The following is a 23,627-nucleotide window of genomic DNA, read 5'->3' on the forward strand; positions in this document are numbered from 1 at the left end:
ACAAGCTGTTTGTCGTCGTTCGTGTGGGGGGTGGCTAGTCGGGAAGCTGCACGACTGACTTGGTCAGCATCCCGTTGTGCTCGAAGGAGCAGGGGTCCAGTTCGATGCTGCTGATGAGGACACCTGGGATGTCTTCGATTCGGAGGAGAGCCTGCTTCATGGCGTCCATGAGGTCGTCCGCCTCGAAGAAGCAGACGAACTTGGTGAATACTCCAGGACGTTCCTCCCGGCTGATGAAGCCGTCGGCGAAGCTGTCCAGGTGGTCCATGGTGTTGCACTGATCTGGGGTCAGCGGATCTTGAGCATGCATGATGAAGTGCCAGCTAGGCGTGGCTGCGGTGCTTTCTGATGAAGCCGTCAATTCTCTTCGCCTCGTTTCCTGTGCTCTGAGGGGTACAGTTCACTGTGATGTCGTCATTGCAGGGGCAGCAGATGACGAATCCCCAGCGGTGTCGGTTCTTATCGTGCTTCACCTTAAGTCCACAGGCCTCAGCCCTTTTTAGTGCGGCTTCAGCATCTTTCTTCTGATGTCGGTCCCCGATTCCCATGGTCATATGAGTACGCATCCTGCTCGGCTTCGGCAGGGAACAGCCGGTTGGATCACTCGAACGGGACGCTGTTCGTATGGGTGTGCCCAGTTGTGGGAACAGATGGTGCATGACCCTCAGTGGAGTGCTTCAGGAAGTACCCGAGAGCGCTTGGTTCAAGTCGTCCTACAGCGGCGACACCGGCAACAACTGCGTTGAGGTCGCGGCCCTGGCCGGCCGGGTCGGTGTCCGTGACTCCAAGGTCCGGTCGGGCCCGGCCCTGGTCGTCCCCTCGGCTGCCTGGTCGTCCTTCGTGGCCTTCGCCTCGGCCTGATCCGTACAGCGCGATGCACGGAACTCACGGTGGTGGAAACCTGGACAGGTCGGGCCTGGGCGTGACCTGTACCCCAGGGCAGGGGTTGAGCTGGCATCGCGAGCGCTGGATGTGCTTGCCCTGTCGGAAGAGTGCGTATGAAGCGGATCATCGCTCGGGTGTGGAAACTGATTCGTGGCCCGTTGCAGTGGCGCGTGCTGTGGTTCGCGCACGCGAAATTCATGGTCGGTGTCACGGGCGTTGTGCGTAACGACGCGGGGGAATTCCTGCTTCTGAAACACCGCATGTGGCCCGCCGACCGTCCGTGGGGTCTTCCTACCGGATATGCCGTCAAGGGTGAGGAGTTCCCGAAGACCGTTGTTCGGGAGGTCAGGGAAGAGACGGGCCTTGAAGTGGTGCCGGGTCGGCTGGTTCAGGTGACCAGCGGATACAAACTCCGCGTGGAGGTCGCGTACGAGGCTCTGTATGTGGGTGGGGCGCTCAGGATTGACGGCTTTGAGATCCTGGAGGCGAAGTGGTTCAGCCTGGACATGCTTCCGGAGGGGATGCAGGAGTCTCATGTCCAGCTCATTAAGTCGGGTGCTCCGGATTGACGGAACTCGGCCGTTCAGGTGGTCGTGTGCGCCCAGGAGGGGGCTTTGTCGGGCGTGGCTGCTTGGTTGTGTGGGGTTTGGGGTGAAGGGAGCAGTGTGGTCCGTTGTGTTGCGGATCGGGGAGGGGGGATTGGCGCGGAGCGGTGAGGAGGGTGTGGGCATGGGGCTGAAGAGGTGGGTGCCGCTGTGGGTGGGGGCGGTGGCGGTGGCGGTGGTGAGCTTGGGGGGTGTGTCCGGTGCCTCTTCGGCGGGTGCCGCTGAGCGCATGCCTGGCGTGGAGGGCCCGGAGGCGGCGGAGGAGTGTCATCCGGGGGCGGGGCCGTATCAGAGGGAGATTGAGGCGCATCTGGGGCTGGTGGCCGACGGTCGGCAGTCGGCGGGGGACTGCGGGGTGATCGCCGAGTATCAGCGGAAGCATGGGATCGAGCCGGCGCAGGGGTATGCGGGGCTGTACACCTACCGGGCGGTGGTGTGGGAGAGGGCGCTGGCGGAGGGGGATGGGATCGAGGGGTGTCCGGACGCCGGTGGGGTGGTGGTGTGTGTGGACATGGATCGGCAGATCCTGTGGGTGGAGGATGAGGGGCGGGTGATTTTCCGGCCGGTGCCGGCGCGTACGGGGATGCCGGGGTACGGGACGCGGACGGGGTGGTTCGAGATTTATCAGCGGGAGAGGGAGTTCTGGTCCACGCAGTTCGAGGGGCCGATGCCGTTCTCCCAGTTCTTCAGCGGTGGGCAGGCCCTGCACGCCAGCTATCGGCCCATCTTCGAGGACCCGGGCTCGCACGGCTGCGTGAATCTCCGTTATGAGGACGCGGAGGCGCTGTGGAACGGGCTGAGGATCGGTGACCAGGTGTATGTGTGGGGGGCCAGGGTCGGCGACTGAGCCCGGGCGGGACGAGCCGGTCAGCGGGGGACGGCGGCGGACACCAGCAGTCCGACCTGTTCGGAGACGGCCGTGGGTTCCTCGGCCTCCCCCTCCTCCTTCTCCTCGGGGTCGTTCTTCTTGGGCGGCGGGGTGAGGGCGACGACGCGGAGTTCGCGCCCGTCCGGCTTCTTCGCGGCCTCGGCGGCGGTCGGAAGCTCCCGGCTGATCATTTGGATGCGGTTGATGGTGAAGGTGGTCGTGGTGCCGTCGGTGTGCGTGATCTTCGCCTTGTCGCCGACGGCGGCCCGGGTGAGGCCGTAGAGGGGGCCGGGGCTGTCCTCCGTACCGACCTGGCCGCTGAGCACTGCCGCGCCCTTGTTCCCGGGGGCGACGCCGCCGGCCAGCCAGCCGATTCGGCCGGTGGCGTCGGGGGCGGTGACCTTCTGGTCCGTCCCGCCCTTGAGCCGTACAACATCCACCGGGTCCGCTCCATGGTCACCGGCACGGCCATCGGCTCGTACCAGGGAGAAGGCGCGAGGGGCCTTGGAACCGCCTGCCCGCTGGTCGTCGGAGCCGGGAGGGGTGCCGCCGGACGGCGCACCGCAGGCGGTGAGGAAGAGGAACACGGGCAGTGTGATCAGGGCCGCGATCCTCAGCGAGGATCTGGTCCCGGGCCGGGCTGGACGGTACACCGGACTCCTCCTCGGACTCGGATTCAGCGGGCCGCTGACGGCGACCGAGCCTAGAAGAGGACTCGTACGGCCGGGCCCGACACCGCCGGAGGGAAGGGCCGGGTCACCCGAACGGGTTGTGCCCGGCGCCCAGGGGCGCCGGGCACAACCCGTCGGTCATTCGCGTCGCGGTGTCTCACTCAGGCGGCGCGGGCTCCTTCCGGCTCCCTTCCGGCGACGGTCCTCTTGTCCTTGCCCTTGTCCTTCGGCTTGACCTTGCCGCTGGTGGTGCAGCGGGGGTCGTCGCTGTCCGGCTCGCAGTTGTTGCCGGGGGTGTCGGAGACCACGGTGTTGATCAGCTTCAGGTCGCCGAACGTACGGCTGTAGGTGGTGACGGAGAAGGTGATCGTCGCGGTCTGGCCGGGGGCGAGCGCGCCGCTCCAGCTGAGGATGGGTTCGTTGTAGGTGACGGTGCCTCGGGTGGCGGCGGCGTCGCCGTTGTAGGCGGCGTCGTCCAGCAGACCGCTCAGGTCGTCGGTGAACGATGCCGGGTCCGCGGCGGTGTAGGCGGCGGTGCCGGTGTTGGTGACCGTGATGGTGTAGTCGACGGTGTCTCCGGGCCGCACGGTCGAGGGGCCGTTCTGCTCCTTGACGATGGTCAGCTCCGGGCGGCCGTTGACGGGGGTGTTGGTGGTGTCGGTGTTGTTGCCCGGGTCCGGGTCGGGGTCGTCGCCGGTCACGGTGACGGTGTTGGCGATGGAGCCGGTGGCGTCGGCCGCCACCGTGCCGGACACCGTCACCGTCACACTCTCGCCCACGGCCAGCGGTCCGCCGGTGCAGGTGAGCCGCCCGGCCCCGATGCCGCAGCCGTCACTGGTGGTGGACGGGTTCTGGATCTGGGTGGGCAGGGTGTCGGTCAGGGCCCAGCCGGTGGAGTCGTCCGGTCCGTTGTTGGTGACGGTGATGGTGTACGAGATCTGCCCGCCCGCGACCACGGATGCCGGTCCGGTCTTGGTGACCGCGAGGTCCACCTCCACGGGCAGCGGTGTCACCGTGGTGTTGGTGGTGTCGGTGTTGTTGCCGGGGTTCGGGTCGGGGTCGTTTCCGTCGACCGTGACGGTGTTGGTGATGCTGGTCGCGTTCGGCGATGCCGTGCCCGTGAGGGTGATGGTGGTGCTGTCGCCCACGGCGAGTGCGCCGCCGGTGCAGGTCAGAGTGCCCGCGCTGATCGAGCAGCCTGCCGTGGTGGTGGCCGCGTTGGTCAGCCCCGCCGGGATCGGGTCGGAGAGGGTCCAGCCGGTCGAGTCGGAGGGGCCGTTGTTGGTGACCGTGATCGTGTAGCTGACCGTGCTGCCGGCCGCCACCGATGCCGGGCCCGACTTGGTGACGGCGAGGTCCGCCGACACGCCCACCGTGGTGGTGGTCGAGTCCTGGTTGTTGTTCGGGTTGGGGTCGGGGTCGTCGCCGTCGACGATGGCGGTGTTCACGATGGTGCCCGCGTTCGCGGCGGCGGTGCCAGTGAGGGTGATGGTGGTGCTGTCGCCCGCCGTGAGTGCGCCGCCGGTGCAGGTCAGCGTCCCGCCGCTGATGGAGCAGCCGGAGGTGGTGGTGGCCGCGTTCTCCAGTCCGGCGGGGATCGCGTCGGTCAGGGTCCAGCCGGTGGAGTCGTCCGGTCCGTTGTTGGACACGGTGATCGTGTACGTCACCGAGTCCCCGGGAAGGACGGACGCGGGCCCGGTCTTGGTGACCGCGAGGTCGACCTCCGGCACGGGCAGCGGTGTCACCGTGGTGTTGGTGGTGTCGGTGTTGTTGCCCGGGTCCGGGTCGGGGTCGTTTCCGTCGACCGTGGCGGTGTTGGTGATCGTGCCCGCGTTCGGCGCGGTGCCGGTGAGGGCGATGGTGGCGCTGTCGCCCACGGCGAGCGGTCCGCCGGTGCAGGTCAGGGTCCCGGCGGTGATGGAGCAGCCGGGTGTGGTGGTGGCCGCGTTGGCCAGTCCGGCGGGGATCGCGTCGGTGACGGTCCAGCCGGTGGAGTCGGACGGGCCGTTGTTCGTGACGACGATCGCGTACGACACCGTGCCGCCGACGGTCACCGCGCTGGGGCCGGTCTTGTTCAGGGCCAGGTCGGCCGAGGGATTGACCGTGGTGTTGGTGGTGTCGGTGTTGTTGCCGGGGTTCGGGTCGGGGTCGTCGCCGTCCACGGTGGCGGTGTTCACGATGGTGCCCGCGTTCGCGGCGGCGGTGCCGGTGAGGGTGATGGTGGTGCTGTCGCCCGCCGCGAGCGGTCCGCCGGTGCAGGTCAGGGTCCCGGCGGTGATGGAGCAGCCGGGGGTGGTGGTGGCGGCGTTCGTCAGCCCGGCGGGGATGGAGTCGGCCACCGTCCAGCCCGTCGAGTCCGACGGTCCGTTGTTGGTGACGGTGATGGTGTACGTGACCTCGCCACCGGCTGTGACCGACGCGGGGCCGGTCTTGTTCAGGGCCAGATCGACGGACAGGTTCACCGTGGTGTTGGTGGTGTCGGTGTTGTTGTCCGGGTTGGGGTCGGGGTCGTCCCCGTCGACGGTGGCGGTGTTGGTGATGCTGGTGGCGTTCACGTCGGCGGTGCCGGTGAGCGCGATGGTGGTGCTGCCGCCCACGGCGAGTGCGCCGCCGGTGCAGGTCAGGGTTCCGCCGGTGATGGAGCAGCCGGGGGTGGTGGTGGCCGCGTTGTCCAGCCCGGCCGGGATCGGGTCGGTGACGGTCCAGCCGGTCGAGGCGTCCGGTCCGTTGTTGGTGACGGTGATCGTGTACGAGACCTGTCCGCCCGCCGTCACGGATGCCGGGCCGGTCTTCGTCAGGGCGAGGTCCACCGAGGCCGGGGTGACGGTCGTGGTCGTGGTGTCGGTGTTGTTGTCCGGGTTGGGATCGTCCTCGTCGCCGGTGACCGTCGCCGTGTTGGTGACGGTGGTCGCCCCGGGAGCCGCCGTGCCGGTGAGGGCGATGGTGGTGCTGTCGCCGACGGGGAGTGCGCCGCCGGTGCAGGTGAGGGTTCCGCCGGTGATGGAGCAGCCGGGTGTGGTGGTGGCCGCGTTGGCCAGTCCGGCGGGGATCGTGTCGGTGACGGTCCAGCCGCTGGAGTCGTCCGGTCCGTTGTTCGTCACCGTCAGCGTGTAGTCGATCTCCCCGCCGGGGTTGACGGCCGCGGGGCCGGTCTTCGTCAGCGCGAGATCCGCCTCCGGGGCGACGAACGGGACCGTGACCGTGTTACTGGTGGCCCTGGCCAGCTCGCCGTCCGGGGCCGTGCCCGTGGCCTGGGCCGTGTCCGTGACGCTTCCCGCCGTGACATCGGCCGCCGTGGTCGTGTAGGTGGCGGTGCAGTTGACCGAGGAGCCGGGGGGCAGCGGTGCGCTCGGGCAGCTCACGGCGGGGCTGCCGGGGCCGTTGTCGATGACGTTGAGGTCGGTGAGCGGGACCTGGCCGGTGTTGGTCACCCGGAAGGCGTAGGAGATGGTCTGCCCGGCCGCGGTGAACTGGTCCCGGTCGGCGGACTTGACGACCGTCAGGGCGCGGAGCGGGATGACCACCTGGTTGCTGGTCCCGTTGACGGTGTTGCCGTTGACCGTGCCCGTCACGGACGCGGTGTCGGTGATCGTGCCGGTCGCCGCGTCCGAGGCCGTGGCGGTGTAGGTCGCCGCACAGGTCATGGAAGTGCCGGCGGCCAGGGTGGTGGAGGGGCAGGAGACGGCCGGGGTGCCCGGACCGTTGTCGGTGACCTGGATGCCGGAGAGCGGGGCCGTGGCGGTGTTGGTCACGACGAAGGAGTACGTGATGGCGTCACCGGCCGCGAAGGTCTCCTCACTCGCCGACTTCGTGATCGTCGGCGAGCCGGGGACGGTGACGATCAGTGTGGCCGGTCCCGGCGGGTTGACCCCTGAGGGGGTCACGTTCGCCGGCTCGTTCACATAGGTGCCGGGGGTGTTGGACGTGACGTCGACCGTGAAGGTGCAGGACTGCGTACCGGCGGCGAGGACACCGCCGGACAGGCCGACGACTCCGGTGCCGGGGACCGCCGTGAGCGAGGCGGAGCCGCAGGTCGTGGCCGCGTTCGGGACGGCTGCCACCGTCACCCCGGACGGCAGGTTGTCGGAGAACGAGAAGCCGTTCTTCTCCGCGAGCTCGGAGGTGTTGGTGACGGTGAAGGTCAGGGTGGAGATGCCGCCCTGCGGGACGGACGCGGGGTTGAAGCCCTTGTCGAGCTGGGGGGTGACGTCGAGGATCCGCAGGTTGTCGTAGGCGTGGTCGTTGCCCAGCCCGCTGCCGTTGGCGTTCGTCATCTTCACACCGACGGCCGACCCGGTGAAGAACACGGACGAGTCGGAGGCGAAGGAACCGGCCTGGATGGGGCGCGCTCCCACGTTGTAGGTGCTGGAGCGCGGGTCGGTGCAGGGGTTGATCGCCTGGTCGTTGGCGGGGAGGTCGGGTCCCGCGCCGGTGAGGAAGAAGTTCAGCAGGGGGGCCGACACATTGCAGTTCACGGCCGCCACATCCACCGAGAAGGTGATGAAGCGGTTCGAGGTGACCAGCGGAATCGGATTGACCGTCTGGATCTCTACCTTGTTCGCCCCCGGGTTCGCCCCGTCGGTGTAGGCGGAGACGGCGTGGTTGGTGCCCGGCGTCGCCGAGCCCGCCACCTGGCCCAGCACATTGGCCATGGCCTTCAGCTCGGCCATCGCCGTGGCGCTCTGGTTCTGGCAGGCCGCGTTGTTCGCCCCCGTCTGGTCGAGGATGATCCCGTTGCAGTTGGCCGCGCTGATCCACGCGGGTGCCGCCGTGTATTTGGCGCTGATCGGGGGCGCGCCCGTGTAGGCGCTCAGCAGGATCGGCGTCTGGCCGGTCCCGTTCTCGAAGCCCTCGGAGTAGACCGAGGGCGGGCCCTGCGGCAGACCGGGGGCTCCGGGCGCGGCGGCGGCGCGGGCGGCGCTCGCCAGTGGCAGGGCGGTGCCCAGGGCCACCAGCTGGGCCCCGAGCACGAGGCCCGCGGAGAAGAGGACGCCGAGACGGCGTCCTCTTCGGGGGGAACCATGCATGTCGACATGCACTCCTTTGTCGGTTCACGGCCCCCCGAAGTCACACGGATACCTCATACGGCTGGTAACCATGTGAATCATCAGGATCAGGGCGGTGAACCTCACTCAAGGGGCCCTGGCCCGGTCGGCCACCTGGGCGCATTCGCCCGACCTCCTGAGCCGACCTCCTGAGCCGGCCTCCTGAGCCGACCTCCTGAGCCGGGCTTCAGGCCGTCTTCACATCGGCGTGCAGCAAGTGGTGGTCCGAGTCCTCGCTGGGGTGCATGCCGTGTGCGAGGGGGGAGACGCCGCGCAGGAAGATGTAGTCGAACTTGAGCTGCCAGTCGGTGCTGGCCTCGCAGTCGACGGTGGACGCGGGGCGGCACCGGGGGTCGGTGTCCGTGGCCAGTTTCCAGAGCGGGGAGAGCTCGGGGGCGGTGGGGACGGCGTTGAAGTCGCCGAGGACGATGGCGCGGTCGTGACGGGCGACTTCGGCGGCGAGGACGCGGGTCTGGGCGGCCCGGAAGGACTCCTGGCGGCGTTGGGCGAGATGGGTGTTGAAGACGCGGACGGGTTTGCCGCCGACGGTGGTGGTGACCGCCATGTATCCGCGGTCCTCGGAGCCGCCGTCGGGGTACTCGACGTTGACGCGGTCCTTCATGGGGGCGGCGGAGAGGATCGCCTGACCGAAGGCGCCGGGGCTCCAGGGCATACCGCCGCAGCGGTCCTTGTTCAGGAGGACCATTCCGTACTCGACGTGGTAGACGAGCCCGTGGCGGCGCTCCAGATAGTCGCGGATCTTCTCGACGTCACGGACGCACGATTCTTGAAGGCCGATGACCTGGGGCGCGTATCTGGCGATCTCGGCGGCCCGGTCGGCGTTGCTCTCCTTGCAGGGGTTGCAGATGTTCCACGTCATGGCCCGGTTCGGCACGATGTCCTTGACCGCTTTGACGGGCATCGGCCTGGCGACGGGGGCATCGCCCGGTGCGCCGGGGCCGATGAGCACGATGCAGGCCGCGGCCATGGCGCCCACGAGCAGCCACGCACCCTTTCCGAGCGCCATCGTCTCTCCTCACAGTGGGTGCGACCGAGTAGGTGACCTTCATGGAGAGGCTATGGGACGAAGCTGTCAGTGACGCATGCGGTGTGCCGGATCCTGCCGCGCCGATCCGGGTAAGGGGTAAGGGGCCCTTGGCGGGCGGGGCTTGTCGCCGCCGGCGCCGGCCGGGGACACCAGGTTCACGGGACACGAACACACCGGGAGTGCGCCATGAGCTACCGCCTGCTCGCCACCCGCCCCGTACTCGTGTGGGCGCTCGTCGCCGTAGGGGCCCGGATGCCCGTGGCGATGGCACCGCTGGCGCTGGTGTTCCTCGTACGGGAGCGCCCCGGCGGGTACGCGCTGGGGGCGGGGCTGGCCGCGGTCTATGTGGTGGGTGAGGTGCTGGGGGCGGCGGTGCTGGGGGCGAGGCTGAGGCCGGGGAGGGCGCGGGTCCAGTTGGCGGTGGGGATGGGGGTGGGGGCGGCGGCTTTCGCGGGGGTCGGGTTGTCGCCGGGGGCGCATCCGGTGGTGCTGGGGGTGCTCGCGGGGGCGGCGGGGGCCGCGCCCGCCGCGTCGCCGGGCGGGATGCGGACGCTGCTGATCTCGCGGCTTCCCGAGGCTCTGGTGGTGAAGGCGCTGAGCGCGGAATCGGTGCTCGTGTACGCGGTGTGGGCGGCGGCTCCCGCGCTCGCGGGGGTGCTGGCGCTGGGGGTCGCGCCGCCGCTGCCGATGCTGCTGGCCGCGGTGCTGCTGGCGGCGTCCGCGGCGGGGATGTGGGCGCTGCCCTCCGGGTGGGCGGCGGAGGAGGACGGCGGGGGAGAGGGCGCTTCCATGGCACGGGCGCTCGCTGCCGCCTGGCCCGTCTATGTCACCGGCGCCGCCGCGATGTCCCTGCTGGCACTGGCCGAACTCGTCCTGCCCGCGCTCCTGGAGCAGCGGGGCATCGGCGTCGGCTGGGCCGGTCCGCTGCTCGCCGGGTTCTCGGTCTCGTCCGCCGCCGGGGCGGTCCTCTACGGGGTGCGCGGCACCTGGCCCGGCTCGCTGCGGGCGCAGAGTCTGGTGCTGCTGATCGCTGTCGCGGGGTGTGTGACGCTCGTCGGGGCCTCGGGCTCGCTGCCCTGGATCGCGGGCGGTCTTCTCGTCGCCGGACTCTTGCAGTCCGGGGTGCAGCTGAGCCGCTCCCTCTCGCTGCGCGACGCCCTGCCGCCGAGCGCGCACGCGGCGGGTTACTCGGTGATGTACGCGGCGAGCGGCGTCGGCTACGCGGTCGCCGCGGTGCTGGTGGGGGCCGTGCAGAGCGCGGCCACGCCGTCGGCCGCGGTTCTCGCGGGGGTGGGGCTCACCCTGTCGCTGGTGGCGGTCAGCGCGCTGGGCGAAGCGGGGCCGCGGCGACGGGCGCGGCGGGCGCGGGCGGTCCCGGGGGCGCGGGGCGCGGGGGACGTCGGCGGGCGGTGTCCTGACCGATCGGCCGGATGATGCCGTCGTACAGCGCGGATCGGCCCGTACGCGCCGGGTGTGTACGGGCCGATCCGTGTGCGGCTGGGATCAGGAGGGCGGGCGGCTCACTTGGAGCAGGAACAGGGGGAGGCGGCGGTGACGCGGACGTCGTCGATGACGGGGCCGTACGCGCCGGGGACGGTGCTGGCGAAGCCGAGGGTGGTGGCGGAGGCGGTGGCCACGAAGGTCACCTGGCGCTGGACGTACCCCAGGGCGGTGAAGGTCTTCCCGGTGGAGTCGAAGGAGAAGTCCTGGAAGTTCTGGCCGTCGACCAGGACCTTGCCGGTCTTCAGCGCGGGGCCGCCGGCCGGGTTCGCGGCGAGCGCGTAGGTGACGGTGTAGGTGCGCCCGGGGATGGTGGTGAAGGTCTGGGCGACCGCGCCCGCCTGGCCGCCGTTGAGGTCGACGGACTGGTCGCCCTCGGCGGCCTGCCAGAAGCCCGCGCCGATCAGGTCCACGGTGCCGGAGGCGACCTTCCAGGGGCCGATGGACTGTCCGGCGGTGAGGGTGCTGAACGAGTTCGCCGGGGCGGTGGGGTATTCGAAGCTGCCGTCGTCGAAGCGGCTCACGGTCGCCGCCGAAGGGGCCGCCATCGCCGTCTGTGCGCCGGTCGCGAGGAGCGCTGCCGCGACGGCGGCGACGGCCAGGGAACGGGAGAGAGCCATAACTGCCTCCTAATAGGGTGTTTTCCTCCTACAACACGATCAGCGTTCCAGTGGACCGGAGGGGGTGGGGAGGCGTGTGGTCGGGCGTGTGGGAGTGCTGGACAGGGCGCGTGGTGCCGGAGCGCACGGCCGCGCTCCAACAAGCCGGTCGAGTCTGCCGTGTCGCGTTGGACAGACGGGGGCAGGGCTGCGCTCGGCGGCGGTCTGGACATGCGTTGATCTCTTTGAGGCGCTGATGGCGGTACTGGGGCCGCTGTGGTCCGTCCGGCCCGTACCGTTCTCCGTCCGGTGAAGACACGACCTAGGCTCGGACGCGTATACGCGCCGGGCGAGGGAAGGGCGGACGAGTTGCGAGACGACCAGGAAGATTCCAGCCCACCGGACCCACTGGACCCACCGGGGTACGGCGGCGCGGCACGGCCGGGCGTGGCCCCCACGTCCGTCCGGAGCGCGGGCACGATGTTCGCGGCCCTGTACGGGGAGTTGGTGCCGCACGGTTGGCACCGGCCGGAGCCGGAGGAGGACGCGTACTCGCTGTTCCATCAGCGGTCGATCGCCATGGGCTGGCTCGACGACCGGTCGGCCGGGGGCGACGCCGGGGAGGACATGCTTCGCGCGGCCGGGCTGTGGGGGATGAACGACGCCGGGTGGAGCCATCCGCTCGATGTCGCCGGAACGGGGCTGATCTCCTGGTTCCAGGTGGAGGCCAGTGCCGTGGCCGACGACCGGCCGCTGCCGGTGCGGCCGTTCCTGCGGTGTGCGGAGGACGCGACGGCGTGGGCCGGGACGGTGCGGCTCTCGGCGGTGCAGATCCTTCTGCCGGTACAGGGGATCGATCCTTCGTCGCGCCCGCCGTACGCGCCCGTGCCCTCGGCGGGGTCGGACGGCTGGTTCGCCGGACGGGACCCCGGGGCGAGGAAGCGGGTGGAGGTACGTGTCGACAGCGGTCGGGACCCGTCGGCGCCCGCCGTCGCGCGGCGGCTCGCCGAGGAACTCGGCCGCCTGGACCAGGAGGTGTTCGCCCTCGCCTCCGGACCCGCCCTCGGGTCCCACGAGGGCGGCGGCCGGGACGAGGCGGCCCTCCCTCCCCCGTTCCACGACAGTTTCTGGAACGGCCCGCCCCTGCACGGCACGGTGCTGCGCGGAGAGCTGGCCGAGTGGTCGGGCGACGCGATCGGCGGGCTGGCCGAGATCGTCGCCGATGTCACGGCCCGGCTGGGGGTCCGCTCGCCGCTGCTGTTCACCGTGACGCGGGCGGCCGGCGCGGCGGGCTGAGCCGGAACCGGAACGGCCGAGGGCCCCGCCGGTGATCGGCGGGGCCCTCGGGAAAGCGGGCGGTGCTACTTCACGTCGACGAAGTCGCCGCCGTTGGTGATGGCGGGGGTGGTCGAGTTGCCCGCGAAGGAGTAGCGGTAGGTGCCGTCGGCGGAGGCCTTGACGGTGGTCTTCAGGTTGCCCTTGCTGTCCGTCTTGACGGTCTTGACCGTGGTGAAGGTCTTGCCGCCCTTCTTGCGGAACTGGAGCTTCACCGGCTGGTTGGTGTAACCGGCGTACTTGCCGGTCTCCCAGTTGGCGCGGGTCAGGGACCCGGTGACGGTGAGGTCCTTGCCCTTCTTCACCGGCTCGGGCGAGGCGTTGATGGAGATCTTCGACAGACGCTGCATGTTGAAGGACTTGGCGTTGTCCTTGTTGATGTAGTCGCCGTCGTTGGCCGCCGCGCCGACGATGGTCTTCCAGCCGCCGGCCAGGTTGTTCGAGTACAGGTGGTACGTGGGGTCGATCGTGAAGGTGGCCTTGCAGGTGGGCTTGGAACCCTTGCCGCAGGTGGCCTTGCCGCCCTTGGGGCTGACGGCGCTCAGCGCGGTGTCGGGGGTCTTGCCGTACCAGAGGGCGCTGGTGGCGTAGAAGATGCCCGAGCTGTCGCTGGCGGTGAAGCTGACGGTGACCGTCTTCTTGGCGGAGGTGCCGAGGATGATCGCCTTGCCGCCGTTGACGACGACGTTCGAGATCTTCGTGTTGCCGACCGCCTCATCGGCCTGGGCGGCCGGGGCGGACAGAGCGGTGAGGGCCAGAGCGCCGGTTACCACGGCGGCAGATACACGAAAGCGCATGTCTTCCCGGTTCTGAAGGGGCTCGGCGGCACAGCGGGTGCGCCGTCCGGGAGCCCGGACGTTGGTGAGTCTGCTGACTCACCAAGTCCAGACAAAGCAGGAACCAAAATGGTTGTACGACGACATGCAGTTTCTTTTGGCGGGTCTCCGCGCGCGCCTCCGACCGGGCCTCCGGGCCGCCAGGCCGCCGGGCCTCGGACCGCCGGGCCTCGGACCGCCGGGCCTCAGACCGCGCCAAGCTGCGCGGGCAGCGGCTCGCGGTGCAGCACGGTCAGCCCCGAGACCGCGCGGGTCAGCGCGACGTACAGCCGGCGCAGCCCCGTCCGCTCGTCCGGCTCGCCCGCCACCACCGAGGCGGGCTCGTCGAGCACCACGTAGTCGTACTCCAGGCCCTTCGCGAGGGACGCGGGCACCAGCGTCAGCCGGGATTCGGCCGTCGTCTCCTCGCCGGGCGCGAGATGGGGAAGGCCCGCCGCCGTGAGCGCCCCGGCCAGCGCGGGCACCCGGTCGTCGGCCGCGATCAGACCGATCGAGCCCTCGTGGCGCAGCGACTGCCGGCAGGCGGCCACCACTTCCTCGTCCAGCCCGTCCGCGACCCGGCGCACCTCCAGGGAGCCCGGGGCCTCTCGTACGGAACGGACCTCCGCGAGGCCGGGGGACATGTGCGGCAGCAGCCGTGAGGCGTACGCGATCACCTCGCGCGGCACCCGGAAGCCCGCCGTCAGCTCCTCCACCGCCGCGTCCGGCTTGCCGAGGTGGGTCAGTGCCTCGCGCCAGCTGCCGGTGGCCCACGGGGTGGTGCCCTGGGCGAGATCCCCGAGCACGGTCGCCGAGCCCGTGGAGCAGCGTCGGCCGACCGCCCGGTACTGCATGGGGGAGAGGTCCTGGGCCTCGTCGACGACGACATGGCCGAGTGAGTGCGTACGCGCCACCAGGTCCATGGCCTCGTCGATCAGCACCGCGTCCGCCGCCGACCACTTCGCGGCCCGGACGCTCCGTACCGGCTTCGGCCAGAGGACGGTCCGCTGCTCCTCCTCGCTGAGCAGCCCCTCGGCGTGCCGGGCGAGGAACTCGGCGTCGGAGAGCAGCCGCAGCACCAGCTTCGCCGGGTCCACCGGCGGCCACATCTCCTTGACGGCGGCCTTCACGGCGCGATCGCGCGCGACCGCGTCCTGCACCCGGTCGTCCGGGGCCTCGCCGGACTCCTCCATCCGCACCAGGACGGAGTGCGCGATGCGCTGGGGGAGCGCCTCGCGGGCGGCCCCGTACCGCATGTCGCGGGCGAGCAGCTCCTGGACGATCTCCGACAGTTCGTACGCGGGGATCCGCCACCGCCGCGAGCCGCGCACCACCATCACCGGCTCGGTGGGGAGCGTGACGTGGGAGCGGACGGCGCGCCGCAGCACCTGGGCCATCCGGGCGTCGCCCTTGATCACGGCCGTTTCGGCGGGGTCGGCGCCGCGCAGCTCCACATGGGCGACCAGGTCGTCCACGGTGGACTGCTTGACCTCCAGCTCGCCCAGTGCGGGCAGCACCTGCTCGATGTAGTGGAGGAAGGACCGGTTCGGCCCGATGACCAGGGTCCCGGTGCGGGCGAGGCGCTCGCGGTGCGCGTACAGCAGATACGCCACCCGGTGCAGGCCGACGGCGGTCTTCCCGGTGCCGGGGCCGCCCTGGACGCAGACGGTGCCGGAGAGGCCGGAGCGGACGATCTCGTCCTGCTCGGGCTGGATCGTCGCCACGATGTCCCGCATGGGGCCCACGCGCGGGCGCTCGATCTCCGCCTGGAGGAGCCTGCTGGTACGGGACTCCTCGGCCGGGTCGCTCAGGTCCTCGTCCTCGTACGCGGTCAGCTCGCCGCCGGTGTAGCCGAAGCGGCGGCGGAGCCCGACGTCCATCGGGTCCTTCCGGGAGGCCCGGTAGAAGGGCTGGGAGACGGGGGCGCGCCAGTCCACCACCATGGGGTCGCCGGCCGCGTCGTGGACGTGCCGGCGGCCGATGTAGAAGCGGAACGCGCCCTCCCCGCCGATGCCGGTCTCGGGGTGCTCGATGCGCCGGTAGTCGAGCCGGCCGAAGAAGAGCGGGGTGTGGGAGAGGTCCGCCAGCTCCTTGATCCGGTTCTCCATCTGGGCCGCCAGGACCCGGGAGTTGACCCAGTTCGCGGTGACGTTGCTGAGGTCGAGCGCCTCGACGTCCTCGCGCATCACCCGCAGGGCGGTGCGGGACGCCGACAGATGGGCGCGCTCCCTGGCCAGGGGATCGGTCTCGGCCTCGGTCTCGGCCTCGGTACCGGTCTCGGTCTCGGTGCGTTCGTCGGGCTGGTCGTGGGCGCGCGCGGACACAGGGATCGCCTCCGGGTCGGGAGAGAACAGCGTGGGCATGGCCGGCCGGTTTCCGTCCGGACGGCGGCGCTCCGCGACAAGCGGAAGGCGGGGGAGACGCAGGAGTCTAGTCATCGTCCGGGACGACGGCGAACGCGTTTCTCGGCGGCAGGGAGGACACGGGTCTCCTCCTCAGGTCCCGGACCCTGACGCCGACCCCTATACCTGGAGGAGGAGGAACTCCGGGGCGGGGTTCAGCCCTTGGGGCGATGTGGCGAAAGGGCAGGTGGAGCCAGTATGGATCCATGAACACAGCGACTTTCGCCACCAGCGCCCACGCCTCCCGCGCCACCACCGGCGGCTCCGACGGCGACAACCACGCGCCCCAGGGCATGGGCGGCGCACTGCGCGCGCTCAAGGTCTTCGCCGGGGCCATCTTCAGCGTCGCGGTCCTCGGGGAGTACGCGGAGGACGCGGGCGTACGCCGCCACTGAGCACGCCCCGCCCCCGCCTCCCGTCCCGGCCGGTTTCAGCTCACTTCAGCAGCTCGTCCGCGTCCACGATCCGGTACGCGTATCCCTGCTCCGCCAGGAACCGCTGGCGGTGCGCCGCGAAGTCCTGGTCGATGGTGTCCCGGGCGACCACCGAGTAGAACCGGGCCTCGTGCCCGTCCGCCTTCGGCCGCAGCACCCGGCCCAGCCGCTGGGCCTCCTCCTGGCGCGATCCGAAGGTCCCCGACACCTGGATGGCGACCGTCGCCTCCGGCAGGTCGATGGAGAAGTTCGCCACCTTCGATACGACGAGCACCGAGATCTCTCCCTGACGGAAGGCGTCGAAGAGCTTCTCGCGCTGCGCGTTCGAGGTCTCGCCCTTGATCACGGGCGCGTCCAGATGCTCGCCCAGCTCATCGAGCTGATCGATGTACTGCCCGATGACCAGCGTCTGCTCCCCCCGGTGCTTGGCGACCAGCGCCTCCGTCACCTTCCGCTTGGTCGCGGTGGTGGCACAGAAGCGGTACTTCTCCTCGGTCTCCGCCGTGGCGTACGCGAGCCGCTCGGCATCGGTCAGATTGACCCGCACCTCCACACAGTCCGCCGGCGCGATGTACCCCTGCGCCTCGATCTCCTTCCACGGCGCGTCGAACCGCTTGGGCCCGATCAGCGAGAAGACGTCCGACTCCCGCCCGTCCTCGCGCACCAGCGTGGCGGTGAGGCCGAGTCTGCGCCGCGCCTGGAGGTCGGCGGTGAACTTGAAGACCGGCGCGGGCAGCAGATGCACCTCGTCGTAGAGGATCAGACCCCAGTCGCGGGAGTCGAACAGCTCCAGATGCGGGTAGATGCCCTTCCGCTTGGTCGTCAGCACCTGATAGGTCGCGATGGTGACCGGGCGGATCTCCTTGCGCGTACCGCTGTACTCGCCGATCTCCTCCTCGGTCAGCGAGGTCCGCTTCACCAGCTCGTGCTTCCACTGGCGGGCGGAGACGGTATTGGTGACCAAAATCAGCGTGGTCGCCTTCGCCTGAGCCATCGCCCCTGCCCCGACCAGCGTCTTTCCCGCCCCACACGGCAGAACGACCACTCCGGAGCCACCGTGCCAGAAGCCCTCGACGGCCTGCTTCTGATACGGCCGCAGCGCCCAGCCGTTCTCGTCCAGATCGATGCGGTGCGCCTCGCCGTCGACATATCCGGCGAGATCCTCGGCGGGCCAGCCCAGCTTCAGCAGGGTCTGCTTGATCTGCCCCCGCTCCGAGGGGTGCACCGCGACCGTGTCCGGGTCCAGCCGCTCCCCGACCAGCGGCTGAACCTTCTTCGAGCGCAGGATCTCCTCCAGCACCGGCCGGTCGGTCGAGGTCAGCACCAGACCGTGCACGGGGTGCTTGGTGAGGGTCAGCCGACCGTAGCGGGCCATCGTCTCCGCGACGTCGACCAGCAGCGCATGCGGGACGGGATAGCGGCTGTACTGCACCAGCGCGTCCACGACCTGCTCCGCGTCGTGCCCGGCGGCACGGGCGTTCCACAGCCCGAGCGGGGTGATCCGGTAGGTGTGGATGTGCTCCGGGGCGCGCTCCAGCTCCGCGAAGGGGGCGATGACCCGGCGGCAGGCGTCGGCCTGCTCGTGGTCGACCTCCAGCAGGAGTGTCTTGTCGCTCTGGACGATGAGGGGACCGTTCACGACTTCGCCCTTTCGTTAAGCCAAACCTCCAGTGTGCCGTACGTCCTCAGGCCGGGTCGTCCGCGAGCTCCGCGACGCCGGTGATCCGGTGCAGTGGATAGGTGCGGACCTCGTCGGCCGTGTGGTCGTACGCGGTCACGAAACCGCCCTCGACGCGCACCGGGGCGATCACTCGCTGGCTGGCGGCGCCCTCGGCGTTGACGTAGCCGATCCAGAGGGCGGAGCCGGTCATCACGGCGGCCTGGACGGTGGCCAGGGTCTCCGCGGAGGTGGAGCGGGGGAGTCCGCCGCCGGGGCCCGGGGTGCGGGCGGTGGGGGCGGCGGTGGGCTTGCGCTCGACGGTGGCGGCGAGGTCGCCCGCGCGGACGGCGCGGACCGCCGCGCTCAGGAGGGTGTCGTCGGGGGCCGGGGGGCCGTCGGGGACGGGGACGGGAGGGGTGCGCGGAGGGGTGCGGTGGGCGTGGGCGCGGGTGATCAGGACATCGCCCTGGGGGGATTCGGCGGAGGGGGCGTAGCCGATGGACCGCAGGCTCTGGAGGAGGGTGGTGGGGTCGGCCTGGGCGGCGAGGACGGTGGGCGCGAGACGGCGCAGACCGAGGCCCTGGGAGCGCTTGTCGGCGAGGATCTCGTCGAGGAGCGCGTCGTCGTCGCAGCGCACATAGGCGGAGGCCGCGCCGATCCGCAGATGGCCGTGGCGGCGGGCCACGTCGTCGATGAGATAGCTGAGCGGCTGCGGCACCGGCGTACGGGAGTGAGTGGCCAGGAAGGTGTGGAGGTCGGAGGCGGAGCGCCCGGCGTCGAGGGCGCGGCGTACGGAACCGGGCGTGAAGCGGTAGACCGTCGCCCCGCCCTTGGACTCGATGTCGGCGAGGACCGCGAGGGTCTCGGCCAGCGGGCGCTCCAGCGGGCCGGGGGCGACGGCGGTCAGATCGGCCTGGAGCAGGACATGGTCGAGCGGGGTGGGCAGCAGCGGGGCGAGGGCGGTGGCCGCCGCGCTCTGGGCGGCCGCGCGCTCCACCGTGGTCAGGGCGGCGGTGCGCGCACGGTCGGCGGCGGGCTGCGGCTCCCCGTCGGCGGGGCCCAGCAGCGCCCGGCCGTGCCCGGACAGCGCGCCCCGGCCGGTCACGCCCAGGGTCTCCGCCTCCGCGAGCGTCCAGGCGGCCATCCGGGAGCGGAGGTCCACCACACCGTCGGAGCCGGCTCCCGCGCCGGGCCGCAGCGGGCGCTCCCACCGCAGCCGGGCCAGCACGGTCTCCGGGTCGGGCGCGGTGCCGGGCTCCAGCGAGGCCAGCAGCTCCAGCACCCGCCGGCGCACCTCGGGCGCGGCCGAGCGGTCCATCTCGGGCCCCAGCGCGGAGAGCGCGCGGCCCTTGCCGTCGTGGCCGCCGACCAGACCGGCGGTACGGGTCGCGGTGAGCCAGGCGTCCGCCAGCAGCGCCCAGCGCTCGGCGGCCGGGAGGGTGAGCCACTCGTCGTACACGGGGGTGGGGGCGTACCGCTCGTCGGCCTCGCCGTCCGCGGCGAGCAGGCCCGCCGTGTACGTCAGCTCCAGCCAGAAGGCCGCCATCTGCTCATGGGTGTCCAGCGCGGCGGCGGTCCGCTTGAGGTCGCGGACGGCGAGCCCGCCTGCCCGCAGCACCGGCGGGCCGCCCTCGTGCCAGTCCTGGAGCAGCTCCTCGACCGTCGACAGCGCGGTGTACGCCTGTCCCGCGGCGGCTTCGTCCACTCCGGCGGGACGGCCCGAGGCGGCGGTCCTGGCGGGCAGGACGGCGGGCGGCACCGGCTCTGCGGTGCGGTGCGCGCGGCCCGCCCGCAGATGCAGGGCCGCCTCACGCGGCAGCACGACCGTGCGCGGGGAGGCGGGGAGCAGCAGACCGTGGTCGCGCAGCCAGCGCACCGGGGGTGTGGGGCTGGCCGTGACCTCTCCGTACGGCGGGCCCCACACCAGCCGGTCCAGGACCGTCAGCGCCTCCGACGGGGCCTGGTCGAGCAGCTCGCCCATCCGCCGCCGGTCGGTGAAGAGCGATGTCAACGCGGTGACCGCCGACACCGGATCGTGCGTCGTCGGCAGCTCGTTCGCGGCCAGGATCTCCTGGAGCCGGCCGGGCGACATCCCGGCCGTCGCCTCGGCGACGGTGGGGCCGAGGCCGGTCGGGGACGGGCGGGAGGGCGAGGGGGTGAGCAGCTCCCGGGCGGTGCGCACCAGCCGCAGCCGGCCGCCGCCGCCCCAGACCAGGGCCTGCGTCCGCAGCGTCTCGACGGCGCCCGGCAGGGCGGCCTCGACCTCAAGGTCGCCGTCGTCGCCGCCCAGCAGCGCCAGCAGGGTCTCGTACCGGCCGGGCTCGGGGGCGACCGCCAGCGCCTCGGCGGTCTGGAGGGTGAACCGGTCGAGCCGCTCCAGCGCCCGTACGACGGAGGCGCGGGTGCTCGCGCGGGTGGCAAGCTGGGTCAGATCCCCCGGCACCGGGTTGAGGAGGTCGGGGCGGGCGCGCAGCAGCGCGGTCAGCTCCTGCTCGCTGCGGGCACGCAGGGCCTCGGCCAGTGTGCGCGGACTGCTTCCTTCGGGCGTGGTCCCCATCCGGACCACGTTAGTCGCTGGAAGGGCCTGTGGAGTCCCCGGAGCGCTGAGGGCGCGCTACCGTCGGCAGGCAACATCGGGGAACGTCAGGGGAGCCGGCCGTGGGGATCGAGAGTGATCAGCTCGTCTACGACTATTTGAGCCGGGTCGGCGATCTGGCCCAGCAGCGTCAGCTGCCGTCCGGGACCCGGATGGAGCTGGTGTCGGCGCTGCGGTCCGAGATCGACCGGCGGCGTGCCGGTGCGGTCCCGGACACCCCCGCCGCCGTGCGCCGGATCCTGGGGCGGATCGGCACTCCGGACGAGGTCGTGGCGGCGTCGCTGGACGGCTCCGGGGCCGTGCCGCCGCCCTCCGTAACCCCTTCCGCCCCGGCCCCCGCCGCTCCGGCCGCCGCGCTGCCGGAGCAGCGGGTGCGCCGCCGGATCCCGCGCCCGCGCAAGACGGTGGCCGAGCGCCCGAAGGCCCCGCCCCTGCCCCCGGCGGGCGGGCTGCCGCCGCATCTCGCGGGCCTCGACGAGCTGGGTTCGTCCGACGCGGATGTCGCGGATGTCGCGGATGTCGCGGACGTCGACTGGTGGAGTGTGACCCCGCAGCCGTTCGGGCCGGGCGAGCGGGTGGCCGGGTTCACCGGCGGGGTCGAGATCCCCGAGATACTGACGCCGCCTCCGGTGGAGGAGGACGGGAAGAAGACCGGGGAAGCGGCGACGGAGAAGGGGAAAGAGGAGAAGGAGGGCGGGGGCGCGGCGAAGGCCCGGCCGCGCGGCCCGCTGGGGCTGCTCCGCCGCCGGGCGGCGCCCGCCCCCGCCGAAGCGGCCTCCGTCGAAGCCGCCGAGCCCGAGCCCGAGCCCGCGCCGAAGCTCCGGCTCAGCAACCCGCTGCTGCTGCTCGCCGCCGCGCTGCTGCTGGGGGGCGTGCTCTTCGGCTCCTGGATCCCGCTCGGCCTCGGCTGGGTCCTCGCGTATCTCTCCCGCAGGCTCAACCCCGCCGAGACCAAGCTCGCCGTCTTCGGGCTGCCGGGCGCGGCGCTGGGCGCCGGGGCCCTCTGGCTCTGGGGCCGTACGGAGGGCCGCTGGGGCGAGCCGGTCCCCCCGGAGGGGATGGCGGACGCGATCTCCGCCACCGGCCCCTGGGTGCTGAACGGCGCGGCGCTCGCCTCCGCGCTCTATCTGGTCTGGCGCTCCCGCCGCTGAGCCCGCCCCCGCCCCCGCCCCGGTCCCTGCCTCAGCCGGTGGTGGTGCCGGTCTTCTGTACGGGTACGGGAAGGTCCGCCGCGTCGGGGGTGCGGGGCGCGTCGGGGGTGTACGGCGCGCCCGGCACCACCAGCGGGGAGCCGGTCACCGGGTCCGGGACCACCACCGACGCGAGCCCGAAGACCTCGCGCACCAGCTCGGCCGTGACCACCTCGGCGGGCGGGCCCTCGGCGACGATCCGGCCGTCCTTCATCGCCACCAGATGGTCGGCGTAGCGGGCGGCCTGGTTCAGATCGTGGAGCACGGCGACGACGGTCCGCCCCCGCTCGTGGTTGAGCCGGCGGACCAGATCGAGGACTTCCACCTGGTGGGAGATGTCGAGGAAGGTCGTCGGCTCGTCCAGCAGCAGCACCTCGGTGTCCTGGGCGAGCGCCATCGCGATCCACACCCGCTGCCGCTGTCCGCCGGACAGCTCGTCCACCGGGCGCTCGGCGAGATCGGTGACATCGGTGCGCGCCATCGCGTCCGTCACCGCCCGCTCGTCCTCCTCCGACCACTGCTTCCACCAGGCCTGATGGGGCTGGCGGCCGCGCGAGACCAGATCGGCGACGGTGATCGCCTCCGGGGCGACGGGCGACTGGGGCAGCAGCCCGATGGCGCGCGCGATCGTCTTGGTCGGTATCTTCGCCAGCTCCGCGCCGTCCAGGAGCACCGCGCCGCCCGCCGGCTTCAGCAGCCGGCCCAGCGCGCGCAGCGTGGTCGACTTGCCGCAGGCGTTCGGCCCGACGATCACGGTAACCCGGCCCTCGGGAATCGCGAGATCGATGCCGTGGACGACGGTCCGGTCCTCGTACGCGAGCGTCAGCCCGCGCGCCATGAGCCTGCTCACGCGTTCCCTCCGGTGGTACGGCCGCGCATCAGCAGCCAGATCAGATACGGCGCGCCGAGGGCGGCCGTCAGGACCCCCACGGGCAGTTCGGTGGGGGCCAGGAGCTTGCGGGCGAGGAGGTCGGCGCTCACCACGACCACCGCTCCCGTCAGCGCCGAGCAGAGCAGCGGGATCTGCGCGGTACGGGTCAGTCTGCGGGCGATCTGCGGTGCGAGCAGCGCCACGAAGTCGACGGGTCCGGCCGCGCCCGTCGCCACGGAGGCCAGCACCACACCGGTGACGACGAGCCCGAGGCGTACTCGGCCGAGCCGGACGCCCAGCGAGGTGGCGGTGTCGTCGTCCAGGGAGACGGTCCGCTGGGCGCGGGCCGCCCACAGCACGGCGGGGACCAGGGCGAGCATGGCCCAGGCGAGCGGGGTGGCCTCCTCCCAGCCCCGGCCGTTGACGGAGCCCGACATCCAGATCTTCGCCTGCTGGGCGATGTGGTGGTCGGTCTTCGTGAGGAAGAGGAGGGTGATGGAGCGCAGGGCGACGCCGATGCCGATGCCGATGAGGACGAAGCGGGCGGCCTGGAGTCCGCCGCGCCAGGCGAAGAGATAGACGAGCGCGGCGGCGGCGAGGCCCCCGGCGATGGAGAAGTAGGGCAGCACCGTCGCCGAGACGCCGAAGGCGAGCCCGCCGACGGTGACCGCCGTCGCGCCCTGGCTGATGCCGATGATGTCGGGGCTGGCGAGCGGGTTGCGGGCGACGGTCTGGATGAGCGCGCCCGCGACGCCGAAGGCGAGGCCGACGAGGAGGCCGACGGTCATCCGGGGCAGCCGCAGGGTCCCGACCACCAGCTCGTGGTCGGAGGGGTGCCCGAGGACCACCTTCAGCACCTCGCCCGGGGGGACGAAGCTCTCCCCGACGGACAGATACAGCACACAGACGGCGGCCAGCAGCGCCCCGAGCACGGTGGCGACCAGCGCGGACCGCCGGTGCAGCAGAAAGGCGGCGGGGCCGGTCCGGACGACGGCGTAACCGGTGGGGCGGACGGTGGGACGGGCGGTGGTGGTGCTCATGTGCGGACCCCCGTGGGGTTGGCGGAGCGGGCGGGGGTCACACGGGTCACGCGGAACACGGGG

At 71.7% G+C, this 23,627-nt stretch carries 19 protein-coding genes; 7 read left to right on the forward strand and 12 right to left on the reverse strand.

Annotation, left to right across the window (positions count from 1 at the left end; genetic code table 11):
• Window positions 1-34: 34 nt before the first annotated feature.
• Both IE247_RS21960 and IE247_RS21965 read right to left on the reverse strand, forming a co-directional pair.
• The gene (locus IE247_RS21960) at window positions 35-310 is read right to left on the reverse strand and encodes a PH domain-containing protein (protein ID WP_190124935.1); all 276 of its coding nucleotides are present in this window, start codon (window positions 308-310) and stop codon (window positions 35-37) included.
• Between the two features lie 13 nt (window positions 311-323).
• Window positions 324-548, reverse strand: coding sequence for a hypothetical protein (locus IE247_RS21965; protein ID WP_190125005.1), 225 nt, complete (start codon window positions 546-548; stop codon window positions 324-326).
• A gap of 109 nt (window positions 549-657) precedes the next feature.
• Between IE247_RS21965 and IE247_RS21970 the strand changes: the two genes are divergently transcribed.
• The 3 genes from IE247_RS21970 to IE247_RS21980 all read left to right on the forward strand — a co-directional run bounded on the left by IE247_RS21970 (window position 658) and on the right by IE247_RS21980 (window position 2,337).
• Window positions 658-861 carry a DUF397 domain-containing protein gene (locus IE247_RS21970; protein ID WP_190124934.1) on the forward strand — a complete coding sequence of 68 codons (204 nt, stop codon included), beginning with the start codon at window positions 658-660 and terminating at the stop codon, window positions 859-861.
• A gap of 137 nt (window positions 862-998) precedes the next feature.
• On the forward strand, window positions 999-1,454 hold the full coding sequence (locus tag IE247_RS21975) for an NUDIX domain-containing protein (protein WP_190124936.1): 456 nt from the start codon (window positions 999-1,001) through the stop codon (window positions 1,452-1,454).
• Window positions 1,455-1,614: 160 nt separating this feature from the next.
• Window positions 1,615-2,337, forward strand: a complete 723-nt coding sequence (locus IE247_RS21980; protein ID WP_229869265.1) for a L,D-transpeptidase — start codon at window positions 1,615-1,617, stop codon at window positions 2,335-2,337.
• Between the two features lie 20 nt (window positions 2,338-2,357).
• Here IE247_RS21980 and IE247_RS21985 read toward each other — a convergent pair whose 3' ends face one another.
• From IE247_RS21985 to IE247_RS21995, 3 genes are all read right to left on the reverse strand, one after another.
• The gene (locus IE247_RS21985; RefSeq protein WP_190124937.1) at window positions 2,358-3,011 is read right to left on the reverse strand and encodes a sortase family protein; all 654 of its coding nucleotides are present in this window, start codon (window positions 3,009-3,011) and stop codon (window positions 2,358-2,360) included.
• A gap of 179 nt (window positions 3,012-3,190) precedes the next feature.
• Window positions 3,191-8,056 (reverse strand): beta strand repeat-containing protein, encoded by a 4,866-nt coding sequence (locus IE247_RS21990; RefSeq protein ID WP_190124938.1) that lies wholly within the window; start codon window positions 8,054-8,056, stop codon window positions 3,191-3,193.
• A gap of 205 nt (window positions 8,057-8,261) precedes the next feature.
• Window positions 8,262-9,101, reverse strand: coding sequence for an endonuclease/exonuclease/phosphatase family protein (locus IE247_RS21995; RefSeq protein ID WP_190124939.1), 840 nt, complete (start codon window positions 9,099-9,101; stop codon window positions 8,262-8,264).
• 207 nt (window positions 9,102-9,308) lie between these two features.
• On the opposite strand from IE247_RS21995, the gene IE247_RS22000 reads away from it, so the two are divergent.
• On the forward strand, window positions 9,309-10,556 hold the full coding sequence (locus IE247_RS22000; protein WP_190124940.1) for an MFS transporter: 1,248 nt from the start codon (window positions 9,309-9,311) through the stop codon (window positions 10,554-10,556).
• Between the two features lie 86 nt (window positions 10,557-10,642).
• Here IE247_RS22000 and IE247_RS22005 read toward each other — a convergent pair whose 3' ends face one another.
• Window positions 10,643-11,242, reverse strand: a complete 600-nt coding sequence (locus tag IE247_RS22005; protein WP_190124941.1) for a choice-of-anchor C family protein — start codon at window positions 11,240-11,242, stop codon at window positions 10,643-10,645.
• Window positions 11,243-11,701: 459 nt separating this feature from the next.
• Between IE247_RS22005 and IE247_RS22010 the strand changes: the two genes are divergently transcribed.
• Window positions 11,702-12,517: a hypothetical protein gene (locus IE247_RS22010; protein ID WP_229869266.1), complete on the forward strand. Its 816-nt coding sequence runs from the start codon at window positions 11,702-11,704 to the stop codon at window positions 12,515-12,517.
• A 65-nt stretch (window positions 12,518-12,582) separates the two neighbouring features.
• Here IE247_RS22010 and IE247_RS22015 read toward each other — a convergent pair whose 3' ends face one another.
• Both IE247_RS22015 and IE247_RS22020 read right to left on the reverse strand, forming a co-directional pair.
• Complete coding sequence (locus IE247_RS22015; RefSeq protein ID WP_190124943.1) at window positions 12,583-13,353, reverse strand: calcium-binding protein; 771 nt, start codon at window positions 13,351-13,353, stop codon at window positions 12,583-12,585.
• A gap of 224 nt (window positions 13,354-13,577) precedes the next feature.
• On the reverse strand, window positions 13,578-15,734 hold the full coding sequence (locus IE247_RS22020) for a HelD family protein (RefSeq protein WP_190124944.1): 2,157 nt from the start codon (window positions 15,732-15,734) through the stop codon (window positions 13,578-13,580).
• Window positions 15,735-15,979: 245 nt separating this feature from the next.
• Between IE247_RS22020 and IE247_RS22025 the strand changes: the two genes are divergently transcribed.
• Window positions 15,980-16,168, forward strand: a complete 189-nt coding sequence (locus tag IE247_RS22025; protein WP_190124945.1) for a hypothetical protein — start codon at window positions 15,980-15,982, stop codon at window positions 16,166-16,168.
• Window positions 16,169-16,208: 40 nt separating this feature from the next.
• Here IE247_RS22025 and IE247_RS22030 read toward each other — a convergent pair whose 3' ends face one another.
• The gene (locus IE247_RS22030) at window positions 16,209-17,846 is read right to left on the reverse strand and encodes a DNA repair helicase XPB (RefSeq protein WP_190124946.1); all 1,638 of its coding nucleotides are present in this window, start codon (window positions 17,844-17,846) and stop codon (window positions 16,209-16,211) included.
• Window positions 17,847-17,892: 46 nt separating this feature from the next.
• Window positions 17,893-20,424, reverse strand: coding sequence for a helicase C-terminal domain-containing protein (locus IE247_RS22035; protein WP_190124947.1), 2,532 nt, complete (start codon window positions 20,422-20,424; stop codon window positions 17,893-17,895).
• Window positions 20,425-20,525: 101 nt separating this feature from the next.
• Between IE247_RS22035 and IE247_RS22040 the strand changes: the two genes are divergently transcribed.
• Window positions 20,526-21,614, forward strand: coding sequence for a hypothetical protein (locus tag IE247_RS22040; RefSeq protein WP_190124948.1), 1,089 nt, complete (start codon window positions 20,526-20,528; stop codon window positions 21,612-21,614).
• 31 nt (window positions 21,615-21,645) lie between these two features.
• Here the strand turns inward: IE247_RS22040 and IE247_RS22045 are convergent, their stop codons facing one another.
• Both IE247_RS22045 and IE247_RS22050 read right to left on the reverse strand, forming a co-directional pair.
• A complete protein-coding gene (locus IE247_RS22045; RefSeq protein ID WP_190125007.1) occupies window positions 21,646-22,491 on the reverse strand; it encodes an ABC transporter ATP-binding protein in 846 nt (281 codons plus the stop codon).
• A gap of 8 nt (window positions 22,492-22,499) precedes the next feature.
• Entirely contained in the window at window positions 22,500-23,564 is a 1,065-nt protein-coding gene (locus IE247_RS22050; protein WP_190124949.1) for a FecCD family ABC transporter permease, read from the reverse strand.
• Window positions 23,565-23,627 lie beyond the last annotated feature (63 nt).

The organism is Streptomyces inusitatus (assembly GCF_014651115.1).
GTDB classification, from domain to species: Bacteria; Actinomycetota; Actinomycetes; order Streptomycetales; family Streptomycetaceae; genus Streptomyces; species Streptomyces amakusaensis.